General features: G+C 66.9%; 10 protein-coding genes and 2 pseudogenes. 7 read left to right on the top strand and 5 right to left on the bottom strand.

Annotated elements, in window-relative coordinates:
• Both WAW85_RS15365 and WAW85_RS15360 read left to right on the top strand, forming a co-directional pair.
• Positions 1 to 835 (top strand): annotated as a pseudogene (locus tag WAW85_RS15365) (Fe-S oxidoreductase); the annotation flags it as partial.
• A gap of 176 nt (positions 836 to 1011) precedes the next feature.
• Positions 1012 to 1890 (top strand): type IV toxin-antitoxin system AbiEi family antitoxin domain-containing protein, encoded by an 879-nt coding sequence (locus WAW85_RS15360; RefSeq protein WP_422560456.1) that lies wholly within the window; start codon positions 1012 to 1014, stop codon positions 1888 to 1890.
• Positions 1891 to 1994: 104 nt separating this feature from the next.
• On the opposite strand, the gene WAW85_RS15355 is transcribed toward WAW85_RS15360, so the two are convergent.
• Positions 1995 to 2876 (bottom strand): exodeoxyribonuclease III, encoded by an 882-nt coding sequence (locus WAW85_RS15355; RefSeq protein ID WP_422560455.1) that lies wholly within the window; start codon positions 2874 to 2876, stop codon positions 1995 to 1997.
• 65 nt (positions 2877 to 2941) lie between these two features.
• Here WAW85_RS15355 and WAW85_RS15350 point away from each other — a divergent pair, with 65 nt between their 5' ends.
• From WAW85_RS15350 to WAW85_RS15335, 4 genes and pseudogenes are all read left to right on the top strand, one after another.
• Complete coding sequence (locus WAW85_RS15350) at positions 2942 to 4192, top strand: pyridoxal phosphate-dependent aminotransferase (protein WP_422560454.1); 1251 nt, start codon at positions 2942 to 2944, stop codon at positions 4190 to 4192.
• A gap of 145 nt (positions 4193 to 4337) precedes the next feature.
• Complete coding sequence (locus tag WAW85_RS15345; RefSeq protein ID WP_422560453.1) at positions 4338 to 6119, top strand: SDR family oxidoreductase; 1782 nt, start codon at positions 4338 to 4340, stop codon at positions 6117 to 6119.
• Between the two features lie 12 nt (positions 6120 to 6131).
• Positions 6132 to 6425, top strand: a pseudogene (locus WAW85_RS15340) (metal-dependent hydrolase); the annotation flags it as partial.
• A gap of 106 nt (positions 6426 to 6531) precedes the next feature.
• Positions 6532 to 7314 carry a MerR family transcriptional regulator gene (locus tag WAW85_RS15335; protein WP_422560452.1) on the top strand — a complete coding sequence of 261 codons (783 nt, stop codon included), beginning with the start codon at positions 6532 to 6534 and terminating at the stop codon, positions 7312 to 7314.
• Positions 7315 to 7327: 13 nt separating this feature from the next.
• On the opposite strand, the gene WAW85_RS15330 is transcribed toward WAW85_RS15335, so the two are convergent.
• Entirely contained in the window at positions 7328 to 8164 is an 837-nt protein-coding gene (locus WAW85_RS15330) for a bile acid:sodium symporter family protein (protein WP_422560457.1), read from the bottom strand.
• Between the two features lie 145 nt (positions 8165 to 8309).
• The gene (locus tag WAW85_RS15325; RefSeq protein ID WP_422560451.1) at positions 8310 to 9380 is read right to left on the bottom strand and encodes a metallophosphoesterase; all 1071 of its coding nucleotides are present in this window, start codon (positions 9378 to 9380) and stop codon (positions 8310 to 8312) included.
• A gap of 168 nt (positions 9381 to 9548) precedes the next feature.
• On the opposite strand from WAW85_RS15325, the gene WAW85_RS15320 reads away from it, so the two are divergent.
• Positions 9549 to 10958, top strand: coding sequence for a lipase family protein (locus tag WAW85_RS15320; protein WP_422560450.1), 1410 nt, complete (start codon positions 9549 to 9551; stop codon positions 10956 to 10958).
• A gap of 19 nt (positions 10959 to 10977) precedes the next feature.
• On the opposite strand, the gene WAW85_RS15315 is transcribed toward WAW85_RS15320, so the two are convergent.
• Both WAW85_RS15315 and WAW85_RS15310 read right to left on the bottom strand, forming a co-directional pair.
• A complete protein-coding gene (locus WAW85_RS15315) occupies positions 10978 to 12162 on the bottom strand; it encodes an alpha/beta fold hydrolase (RefSeq protein WP_422560449.1) in 1185 nt (394 codons plus the stop codon).
• On the bottom strand, positions 12159 to 12604 hold a 446-nt coding region (locus WAW85_RS15310; RefSeq protein WP_422560448.1), incomplete at its 5' end, for an alpha/beta fold hydrolase. The genes WAW85_RS15310 and WAW85_RS15315, both read right to left, overlap by 4 nt.

The raw sequence follows: 12604 nt of genomic DNA, 5'->3' as shown, positions 1-12604 counted from the left end.
GGGCAAGCCTGGCGGTTTGAAGAAGCCGGGCGGCGGACTCAAGAAGCCGGGCGGTGCTCCGGCGCCGGGTGGCGCAGCTCCCGCTGCTGCTGCGGCTGAGGCTGTCGAAGCCCCCACGGCCGGCGGTCTGGGCAAGCCCGGTGGCCTGAAGAAGCCGGGCGGCCTCAAGAAGCCCGGCGGTCTCAAGAAGCCGGGTGGCGCTGCCGCTCCGGCAGCGACCTCTTCGCCAGCTGAGCCCACCTCGACGGCCGAGACCACATCGCTGGCTGAGCCTGTCGAAGCCCCCGCCACCGCACCGAACGGCCTCAAAAAGCCCGGTGGCCTCAAAAAGCCGGGCGGCCTGAAGAAGCCAGGCGGCGCTGCAGCTCCGGCAGCCTCTTCGCCGGTTGAGTCAGCCTCTTCGCTGGTTGAGTCGGCATCCTCTTCGCCGGTTGAGTCGGCATCCTCTTCGCCGGTTGAGCCTGTCGAAACCCCGGCGGCCACCTCGGCCGAGGCCGAAGGCGGCGTCACCGAGACCGCACCGACCGAGGGCAAAGCCAAGGGCTTCGGCATGTCCGGCGGCCTGAAGAAGCCTGGTGGCGGACTCAAGAAGCCGGGCATGGCCAAGCCCGCCGCGGCCCCGCCGGTTGTCGACACTGCAGTGCCGGAAGATGCTGTTGCCGAAGATGTCGCTGCGGCAGATGTCGCTGCGGAGACACCGGCCGCGGAGCCGACCGAGATCATCGCCAAGGTCGCCGACACTGCCGCGGCGGAGGTAGTCGAGACTGCCGCCACCGAAGGCAAGGCCGCGGGCTTCGGTATGGCCGCGGGTAAGAAGCGCCCCGGGGCGAGGTAGCCCATCGAGTACGCCCCGAAGGCCCGGATTCGTGATCGGATCCGGGCCTTCGGCGCATCTACCCGCCAGTCACCTTCCTTTTTGAACCGTAGAGGTCACAAACGGAACCAAAATCCTTCATATGGAACCGACCCGGTCCCGCGCTGCGTCTAATCCATGTGGGAAGCGCGGAGATTGTGGCGAAGCTCAACAGCACCTTCGCCGAGAACGACGGGGTGATCACCCTGGGGCAGGCCCGCGCGTGCGGTCTCTCACCGCGACAGATTTACCTCAGGGTGAAGACAGGACAATGGGAGGCCTATGCACGCGGCGTCTTTCTGTCGCTACAGCACGAGCATTCCGACGCCGCCGCCGTCCGCGCCGTAGTCGCCGCGCACTACCGGAGCGTCGCGCACAGCACGACCGCCGCGTGGTGGCACTCGATGATCCCCGACCTCCCCCGCCCGCTCACGCTCTGTGTTCCCATCACCTCCCATCGCCCCATCGACGTGGCCGAGGACATCGCGCTCCGGCACCGCCCGCTGCCCGCCGAGGATGTCACCGACCATCGCGGGCTGTCGGTGACCAGTCCAGAACTGACGGTGCTGACCGCGCTGGAGACCATCGCCGACCCCGCCGGATTTCTCGATCGCTGCTTGCAGCGCACCCTCGTGACGACCGGCGAGCTGACTGCGTGCCTGGAGCGCAATGCCGGGATGCACGGGCTGCGCACCGCACGCGGACTGCTGGACACCCTCGAAGCCGGCGCCGAGTCCGAGGCCGAACGACTGTTCCTTGACTTACTCAGAATCCACGGGATCACCGGTTGGACGCAGCAGGTCTGGTTCGGCCGATCCCGGATCGACTTCGCGTGGACGGCCGAGAAGGTATCCGTCGAGATCAACGGTTGGGCCTATCACCGCAGCCGGGATCGATTCGAAGCCGACAACGCCAAAGCCGCCATGCTGGCGGCCAACGGCTGGCTGCCGCTGTCGTACACGTGGAAGCAGCTCACCGAGAACCCGGAAGGCTGCATTGCCCAGGTCGTGGCGGCGCTTGCCCTCCGCCGGCTCTGAGCCCCGGCGCCCGACATCGCCGGCTTCGTCACCGAGGCGGGGCCTTCGGCACCTCGCAGCGAGTCCAGGTGCCGCCGGATTCGGAGAGCAGTTCCGGCGCGACACTAGTCCCGGTAGGTGACCACCAGCGGGGCGTGATCGGAGAGGCGCCGGTCAGGCGCCGGTTCCTTGTCTACCGCGACCGAGACGGCGCGGCGGGCCAGGCCCGGCGTTGCGAGCTGGTGATCGATGCGCCAGCCGACATCCTTACTGAACGATTCCCCCGCCCAGCTCCACCAAGTCAGCGGGCCGGGTCGGTCGCCGTGTAATCGCCGCACCACGTCGACCAACCGTCGCGGCCCGGTGATGGCGGCGAACCATTCGCGCTCCTCCGGCAGAAATCCCTCCATCTTGCGGGCCGGCCGCCAGTTGGTGACGTCGTGCTCCAGGAAGGCAACGTTCAGATCGCCGACCAACAGAAAGTCCCGATCCGCGCGCAGCGCCGCCAGCCGGTTCCGGTGCAGCTCGCGCCGGAAGGACTCCAAGAATCCCATCTTGCGAGCGAACTTGGCCCCGCCGTCCGGCTTTTCGCGCATCGATCCCGGGCGCTGCAGGTCCGCGGGCAGACCGCCCTTGGGCAGATATAGGCAGGCCACCGTCAACGGCCGGTCGGCCAGGTCCACTTCCACATACCGGCCCTCGTGAGCGAACGCCGCCAAACCGCGGGAGCTTGGCGGGGTTGCCGCCCAGTGCCGTACGGCAGCAGGGGCCTCGCGCGTCAGGATCGCGACCCCGTTGCGCCCGGGAATCGAGCCCACATCCACTGCGGCGTGATAGCCCGCAAACTCGCCGACATCACTGGCGCCGCAACGCAATTCCTGAAGGGCCACCACATCCGCCTGACGCCCGGCAAGCCACCCGTCGAACCCTCGGCGGCGGGCCGCGCGGATCCCGTTGACGTTGAAACTGGCGACGTCGAACGTCCCCGGCACGGTGATCTCAGACATGCCTCCCACCCTGCCGCATGCACCAATGAGGAATTCAGTTGCCCCGAAGTGCGAGAATTGAACGCGTGAGCCGACCATATGTATCGCACCAGAATCTGAACCTGCGCACGCTCGAGCAGTCCGACAAGCTCAAGAACGTGTGCTACGAAATCCGTGGTCCGGTGCACGAGCACGCCGCCCGCATGGAGGCCGAGGGCCACCGCATCCTCAAGCTGAACATCGGCAACCCAGCACTCTTCGGCTTCGAAGCACCCGATGTGATCATGCGCGACATGATCCATGCGCTGCCCTTCTCGCAGGGCTACTCCGACTCGCTCGGTGTGCTGCCCGCGCGCCGCGCCATCGTTACCCGCTACGAGACCATCGACTTCCCGTACTTCGACGTCGACGACGTCCTGCTGGGCAACGGCGTCTCCGAGCTCATCACCATGACCATGCAGGCGCTGCTCAACGACGGCGACGAGGTGCTGATCCCGTCGCCGGACTACCCGCTGTGGACGGCGATGACGGCCCTGTCCGGCGGTACCCCGGTGCACTACCGGTGCGACGAGGAGGACGACTGGAATCCAGACCTGGCCGACATCGAAAGCAAGATCACTGATCGCACCAAGGCGATCGTCGTGATCAACCCGAACAACCCGACCGGTGCGGTGTACTCGCCCAAGGTCCTCAAAGGCATCGCTGAGCTGGCTCGGAAGCATTCGCTGTTGATCCTGGCCGACGAGATTTACGACAAGATCCTGTACGACGGCGCCACGCACACCTCGATCGCCTCGTTGGCACCGGATATGCTGGTGCTCACGTTCAATGGCCTGTCCAAGGCGTATCGGGTGTGCGGCTACCGCGCCGGCTGGGTGGTGATCACTGGCCCGAAGGATCACGCAAAGGGCTTCATCGAGGGGCTGCATACGCTGGCCTCGACCCGCCTGTGCAGCAACGTTCCCGGCCAGCACGCCATCCAGGTGGCCCTGGGCGGCTACCAGTCGATCGACGCGCTGTGCGCCCCCGGCGGCCGTCTGCACGAGCAGCGCACGGTGACCGTGGACAAGCTCAACGAGATCCCGGGCGTCAGCTGCGTGACGCCGATGGGCGCGCTCTACGCCTTCCCTCGGCTGGATCCGAACGTGTACGAGATCCGCGACGATGAGAGGTTCGTCCAGGATCTACTGCTGCAGGAGAAGATCCTGGTAGTCCAGGGCAGCGGCTTCAACCTGCCGGACACCAACCATTTCCGAATCGTGACGCTGCCGTGGGCACAGGACCTGTCCGAGGCCATCGAGCGCATCGGGAACTTCCTGTCCTCGTACCGTCAATAGCCGGTGACGGATGGACCGAGCACAGCGATGCGGGTCCGGTTGATCTGGAGAAAGCCCACGTCACAGGCCGCTAGCAGTCTCTAGCAGTTGCCTGTTACTGCTGGTAACGTGCAATTCGAAGCCGCCCAGAGGAGGGTTCCTATCCATGGCCACTTGGCATCGATCCACGGTCCGCAACAACGATGTCGAGCTCGCCGTATTCGAGCTCGACAACCCGACCGCGGGAGATTCCGGCAGCGACGACCGTCCCGTCGTCGTCCTGGTCCACGGCTGGCCCGACACCCACCATTTGTGGGATCACGTCGCCCCACAGCTCGGCGACGATCTGCGGGTGTTCGCCTACGACACCCGAGGCTACGGTGAGTCCACTCGCCCCGAGGCGATCGCCGACTACCGGCTCGTGCACCTGGCCGCCGACTTGTTCGACGTGATCGACGCGGTAAGCCCGGACCGACCGGTGCACATCGTCGCGCACGACTGGGGCAGCGTCCAGACTTGGGAGGCCGTCACCACCCCGGACGCGCAGGAGAAGATCAAAACCTTCACCTCGGTCTCCGGCCCCAACCTGGACTACCTGGGCGAGTGGGCACGCGCCACGCTGTCACGCCCGACTCCGGCGAACGTCGGCCACCTGCTGTCGCAGGTCGCGTCGTCGGCCTACACCGCACTGTTCCAAATCCCCGTGCTGCCCCAGGCGTTCTGGAAGTCCGTCGGCTCCGAACGCAACTGGACCGAGTTTCTACACCGAGTGGAGGGCACCCCCCGGGAGAATGTCTCGCTGGCGCCGACCCTCAAAGAAGATATGGCCTCAGGTCTGCGCTTCTACTCGGCCAACATTCGCGAGAAACTGTCCGAGCCGAATCCGCGTCCGACCACCGTACCGGTCCTCGAAGTGGTCAACGAGCGCGACGTCGCCCTGCGGCCAGCCATCTACGAGCTCACCCACACCCATGCCGCCAAATTGTGGCGGAAGAACTCGACTACCGACCACTGGCTGCCGTACACCAACCCGGAGTACCTGGCGCGGACCGCGCGCGAGTTCATCGACCTGATCGAGAACGGGACGTCGAGCGCCCCGAACACCATCGACCGCGCCCGCCGCTTCGGCCCGCCGCAACGCCTCGGCGGCAAGTTGGCGGTCATCACCGGCGCGGGCAGCGGCATCGGCCGGGAAACCGCGTACGCCCTGGCCGGGCTGGGCTGCGAGGTGGTCCTGGCCGACATCAACGTCACCAACGCCGAAGTGACCGCCACCGAGTGCAAGGCCAGCGGCGTGCTGACCACCGTCTACGAGCTCGACGTCGCCAACACCGACGCGGTCAACCAGTTCGCTGAGGATGTGCAGCGCAAGCATGGAGTGCCCGATATCGTCGTCAACAACGCTGGTATCGCCCTCGCCGGGTCGGCCCTGGCCGCTACCGACGAGCAGGTCGACCGCATTCTGGCCATCAACCTGCGCGGGGTGATCGCCGGCAGCCGCGCATTTGCCCGGCAGATGGTCGAGCGCGGCACCGGCGGGCACATCGTCAACCTCTCATCGGCGTCCGCCTTCACCCCGCAACGCGATATGGCCCTGTACTCGGCCACCAAGGCCGCGGTGCTGATGTTCTGCGAGTCGCTGCGTGCCGAGCTCGCGGACCACCGGATCGGCGTCACCGCGATCTGCCCGGGCATCGTGCACACCAACATCACCTCCTCCACTGAGATCGTCGGCACCGACGATGCGGACCGAACACGCAAGCGCATTGACGACTTCTACGCCAAACGCGGTTTCACCCCGGACAAGGTGGCGCGCGACATCGTCAAAGCGATTCTGCGGAACCGGGCCGTGGTACCGGTGACCCCGGAGGCCAAGATCGGCTACCGCGCCTACCGGTTCACCCCATGGATCTCGCGGTGGGCCGCCCGCGCGAATCTGGCGAAGTAGTAGGGCCGCGAGATGCCCGCTAGCCAGCCGAGCCGCCGCACCTCGGACACCGATCCGGGCAAGGTGGAGCTGCATGCCCGCAACGTCAATTTCGACCTCTCGACCACGCCGCTGCACTGGATCCCCGGCCAGCCGGTGGCGTCGAACTTCATCACCGTCCTGAATCTGCTGCTCCCCGAGGGCGAACGCTGGTTTGTGCAGACCTTCAACGAGGCTCTGCCGATGATCAAGGACGAGGCGCTGGCCGTCGATATGCGCGGCTTCATCGGACAAGAAGCCATGCACGCCGAAGCGCACGACCATGCGTCTCCCGTAGCCACGGCGCCGAACTCGCGGTGGACGCCTAACCTGCGACGGCGCTTGCCTGGCAACCCGGCGCCGCCGCCGATCACCTAATGGGAGAATCGTTGCCATGACGGAATACCGGATCGATGACCTGGCGCGCGCCGCGGGCACGACGGTTCGCAATGTGCGCGGCTATCAGGATCGCGGCCTGATCCCGCGTCCGATCCGCCGCGGCCGCATCGCGATCTACACCGATCAGCATCTGCAGCGGTTGAGGGTGATCGGCGATCTGCTCAAACGCGGCTTTACGATGGCGCACATCAGTGACTTCCTGTCCGGTGTGCAGCGCGGCGACGACCTTATGGAAGTGCTCGGGCTCAAAGGATTGTTGACCGAGCCGATTGCCCGCACACCCACCGAACAGGTGTCACGGGACAAGCTGTTCAGCTACCTGGGCGACCCCGAACCTGGACTACTGCAACAGATTCAGGACTTCGGGTTGGTCGAGCCCGCCGGCGACGACGAGCCGCCCACGAGCTATCTGATCAAGGACACCGAGACCCTTGATGCGTACCGCGAGCTGCTCACCATCGGCGTCCCGCTCACCTACATCCTCGGCCTGCAACGCCAGCTCGACGACGATCTGCAACAGGCCGCCTCGACGCTGATCACCGCCGGTCGACGCGCCGTGACCGAGGGCCGCTTCGACGGCTGGATCCCGGAACGCGGCGCCGAAGAGGACTGGGCGGCGTCGTTCATCCGGCAGCTCCGCCGTACCGGCCGTGTCACCGCACACAACACGCTCAACCGCGCGTTGGACCGGGAACTGACTCGCCAACTCGACGACTATCTGGCGATCGCCAAATTCCGCCGCACCAGCGAGGACCCACCCCCCGCCCCTACTCCGTGAGCCAGTCTCGCCCTCAGGCCTTCAGGTCCACACGCTCGTCGACCACTTTCGGTCCCCCGTTGCGGCTCACCGCCCAGCCGAAGATGGGCGCGATGATGTACATCAGGATCGAGTAGACAGCGGCGGGGATCGCGATCATCGCGCTGTCGAGCACACTGATCGCGATGGTCAACGCGATGGTCGTGTTGTGGATGCCGATCTCCATCGAGGTGGCGATCGCCTGCGGTTTGGCCAGCCGCAACGCCCGGGCCAGTAGGTAGCCGCTGGAGAGACTGATCAGGCAGAACAGGCCCGTCACCCAGCCCACTTGCCGCGCGTAGTCGGCGATGTTGTCCGCCTCCCCGATGATCGCGCCGATGGCCACGATCGCCAGCACGGCGATGGAGAAGATACGCACCGGCTTATCCGCGCGCTTGGCAAACTCTGCCGACTTGGCCCGCACGATCATGCCGAGGACCACCGGCACCAGCACGATGGCGATCACCTGCAGGACCTTGCCGAACTGCAATCCGAGCTCGCCGTCGGAGTCGAAATAGCTGATCGCCAAGTTGGTGATCAGCGGGATCGTGAAGGCCGCAAGCACGGAGTTGATCGCGGTCAGCGTGATGTTGAGCGCAACATCGCCGCGGAACAGATGGCTGAACAAGTTGGCCGTCGTCCCACCCGGCGAGGCGGCCAGCAACATCACACCCACCGCGAGCAGCGGCGGCAGGTCGAACGCCAGGACCAGCCCGAAGGCCACGGCGGGGAGGATCAAGATCTGCAGGACCAACGCACCGGCTACAGCACGCGGTGACCGCACCACGCGCGCAAAATCGGCGACTCGCAGGGAGAGCCCGAGGCCGAACATGATGATCGCCAACGCGATCGGCAGTCCGACAGTAATCAGCGAAGAATCCTGCACCGGATACATCCTTTCGTCCCCGCAACCCTCACATGCGGCAGCTCAGAACGAGGCTAATTGCCTCGAATGTCCGCTCCCCGGGCGGGTGACGCTATCGCCGGTAGGTCGTCTGGAAGGCCTGCCGTGCACCAGCCCGGCCCGCCGTGACCTGGTACGCGGTAAGGATCAGCGACGCGCGGTCGACGGCCATCGTCATGAAGCCGCGGTCGGCATAGTTCTCGTATTTGGCGCGGAACTGCTTGCTCGACGAGTCGTGCACTGTCTTGGCCGCCGCGCCCGAGACGATCTGGCGCGTACCTTTGAGGCCGCGCACATTCTCGAGGACCTGCTGGCTGTGGTCGTGCCCGGAGAGCAGGAACTGCGCGCGCCCGGCAATGTGCTGTTCGACGAAGCTCTTGAGTGCGCCGCCGGCCAGCGGCTCGGGCAGTCCGTCGTAGGCGCCGGCCGGTCCGTGCGGACCGTTATTCGCGTACGGGTGATGGGTGCACACGATCTTCCACGGCGCGCTCGAAGCCGCCAGCGCGCGGTCGAGCCAGCGGGCCTGGCGCGTCATATACGCGCCGCCCGGCTCCCACTCCGGGGAGAAGATCGGCGGGAGGTACGCGGCGAGCGGGTTGAGGTCAAGGACAAAGAAGTCCGCGACGCCCGTCGCCACCGAGTAGTAGCGCGCTGGCATGTACCAGCGACGAGACCGGCGATGGTAGGCCACCTCGTCATCGCCGCGCAGCAGCCAGCCGCCGTCGCCGGGGAAGATCGCGGTGTTGTCGTGATTGCCGAGGGTCATCAGCCACGGGAAGTCGAGACCGGCGTTGGGCTTCTCGAACTTGGTCTGGAACTGAACGTCGTCCGGCCCCTTGGGGCCGCTCTCGTAGATGTTGTCGCCGAGGCCGACAGCAAGATCGAAGGGATTCGTCGCGTGTAGGCGTCGCGCAGCGTCGGTGACCGCGTGCTGCGGGGCTTCACCGGTTCCGGCGTCACCGGTCACCAACACATGGAGGCGCTCGCCGCCTGCGGGCAGCGAGTATTTCGGCATGGCTGCGGCCGCGCGGCCGGGGGCAGTGGCGCCCAGGGCGGTGGCCGCACCCGCGACGGCGGCGGCTCCGGCGAGAAAGGAACGGCGTTTCAGTCCGGAATCGTCCGGGCGGGCGCTAGTGCTGGGCATGACGAAGAGTGTCACACGTTCAGATGAATCGGAGGAGATTTTCCGGTGGACGCGAGTTGTCGCTCCGACCGCTCACGCCAGCTCCTTATCCCCTCCAGCCCCAACTGTCACGCAATCTTTACCCTCTCGGCTTCTCCTGCGCACGGGGTGCCGATTAGGGTTATCCCAATGCGACCTCTGAGTCTCCGTACCGCGGTCTGCCTGGTGACCACGGTAACGTGCCTGGTCACCGGGGCCGGGCCAGCGACCGCCGAGCCCACGCCACCCAACCTGCGCCCATTGCCCGGCGACGTGATCGACGGCGTCGACAGCATCGTTCCGGCCCCGAAGATCCCGACGCTTACGACGATCCCACAGCGCGCCCAGGCACCCGGATACAGTCACGATCTCCTCGAATTGCGCAACGCCGTGCTGCCCGATCCGATCGGCGATCCGATGTTCGACCGCTGGCCTGCCGATCTGGCCAAGCGCACCAACGGCGATATTCTGGCCACCCGTGATCTGACCGCCCAAACCGGCTTTCTGGTGACCGTCCCCATCGCCAGCGCCACGATGGTCAAGTATCGCTCCACCGATATCGCGGGGCAGCCGATCTTCGCGACCGCCACGATCATCGAGCCGCAAGCGCGTTGGACGGGCACCGCCCCGGGGCGCGGGTCGCAGCGACCAAGCGCACGTCCAGTGCTGGTGAACAACGTGCCGATCAACGGTCTCGGCACCGAATGCACAGCCGGCTACACGCTGACCCACGGTTTCGGCGATAAGACCAACCAAACCGACCTCTTCCCGCCGACCACGCAACTGGCGCTCTCCCGCGGCTACGCCGTGATCGTCCCGGACCACGAAGGCCCACGACAGGCCTACGCCGAGCCGACGCTGGCCGGGCACGTCGTGCTCGACGCGGTACGCGCCGCCACCAAGTTCGCACCCAAGAAATACGGCGCGAGCCGGGTTGCGGTGACCGGCTACTCCGGCGGGGCCATTGCCACCAACGGCACCGCGAAGGTACTCACCGAGTACGCACCCGACCTCGTCGACCGGTTTGTCGGCGCCGCACTGGGCGGCGTCCCGGCGGACTTCCGGATTCTGGCTGCAGCGATGAACGCCAACCTGGCCACCGGCGTCATGCTGGCCGCCACCCTCGGTATCGCGCGCGAGCGGCCGGAGATCTTGCAGCTCACCAATAACCTGGGTCGCCAGCTCGCGACGTCGCACTTCCGCAATGCCTGCGGCAGCGACTACGGCATCGCAGGCCCGCTTCAACTGCCGACGCAACTGCTGTCCAGCGATCCTGACCCGTTCAACTCCGCAGTGGCCAAGCAGGTCTACGCGGCAACGCAACTGGCCGATCACAAATCGGCGGTGCCGATGTACATCTATCACGGCGCGCAGGAACTGTGGATTCCCGCGCAAGGCGCCCGGAACCTGTTTGCCGAGCAGTGCAGGCTGGGCGCCAATGTCACCTATCGTGAGGTCCCCGGCGAACATCTGTCGGCCGCCATCGTCGCCTACCCCGAGGCCATGCAATGGTTGGCCGATCGCCTGGACGGCAAGCCCGCCGAGAACGAGTGCCGCTAGCGGCCAGTGCCGCGCCCGACTATTTCAGCTTCGCCGCGAGCCAGTCGAGGGCGCGCACGTTGTCCAATTGGTGCGGTAACGAGTGGTCCATCGAATAGCCGGGGACGGTGGCCGGCGCCTCGAAGACCAGCAAATCGACAGCCGCACCCCGCTGCCGCCAGTCGCGGACCAGGCCGGTCACCGAACCGAAGGGCACGACGTCGTCATTGCGTCCGGCGTGCACGAGCATCGGCACCTGCGGGGCGACCTCGCCCAGTCGCTGCTCGGCCAACCAGGCCGCGAATCCCGGCACTGCCAGCAGGTCATCGGCCAGATCGGGCGTCGTCCCGGTGAGCTGGTCGATGGCCGCGTCAGGCATGCACATACGCGCAAGGCGATGCCGGTATGCGTTGCCAGCCGAGCTCAGCGCCGCGGTGATGGGCTGCCGCAGCGTCGGATCGCTCGCGATCGCACTGTTGGCGCTCCAGCCGGCGATCGCCTGCTTCAGCACGCTGTCGCTCCGACGCAGTACCGCCGCCGCGTCGGCCACTGGCGCTCCGGCGTAACCGGCGCGCACCGGAAGTTCTGGCGCGTAGACCGGTGCGAGTTCGGCCGCGGCCGCTGAGGTGACGCCACCTTGGGAGTAGCCCCAGACCGCGACCGGGCCAGCATTGCCCGTGGTGGTGCGCGCCGCCCGGATCGCGTCGAGCAGCGCGTGGCCCTGGTCGACGCGGTTGAGAAAGGTATGCGTGCCGGGCTGGCCGAGGCCGATGTAGTCGGGTACTACGACGGCGTAGCCGCGGGCAAGGAGCAGCTCGACACTGGAGTTTTCGTAACCAAACTGTGCGCTGCCGTCGCCGACTGCCACCGGCTGCGCGAACGACCGCGACGGCGCGCATTGGTCGCCCTGTCCGTAGGTGCCGACCGCCATGCCCACCAACGGACGCCGACCCGGGCCGGTCCACGGCGCGCGCGGAGTGAAGACCGTCGCATCGATTGCTCGGTCACGACCGGTCGAATCCCGCGTCGCCAGCGTCACCAGCGTCAGTTCGGCGAGCGCGGAGAGGGGACCGTGCATCGTCGCTGTTCGGGTCACCTGGCCGGGGGAAGCCCCCGCAGCGGCCTGCGGAGCGGCTCCGGCGCCGCCGGCCATCACCGCACTGCCACCCGCCGCAATCCACAGAGCGACTGCGAGCAGAGCCACCTCGATCTGCCGGCGGCTCACTGTTGAGCCTTCGCCGAGGGCGCCACCTCGGTGTCGACGAAGTCGTCGATGATGCCCGAGACCTCGTCGGGCCGTTCCAGCATGGCCGCGTGACCGCAGCCGCCAAGCCACTCCGCGCGCGCTGGCGCAAGCGTGCGGTTGAGTGCCCGTCCGGCTTCCGCCGAAAGGATCACGTTGTCGGTACCCCAGATGGTGCAGACTGGCGGCGCGGAATCCGGGAGCGAACGGCCATCGGGCAGCGCGAGGGCCCGCCGATCGGCGATCATGTCGGCCAACGCAGCGAGTCGGCCAGGTTCGCGCATTTGCTCGACGAGCAGTTCGGCCGCCGGAATCCGGTCCGGCAGCGACGAGTCGGTGAACCATTCGCCCACCACCTGCCGGGCCGCGCGCCGGGGCAGGCCGCGGCGGCGCACCCAGTCGCGGATCACCCGCGGGATCTTGC

It is taken from the genome of Gordonia sp. (in: high G+C Gram-positive bacteria) (assembly GCF_049299075.1).
In the GTDB taxonomy this organism is placed as follows: Bacteria; Actinomycetota; Actinomycetes; order Mycobacteriales; family Mycobacteriaceae; genus Gordonia.
This window is presented reverse-complemented; position numbering and strand designations above follow the sequence as displayed.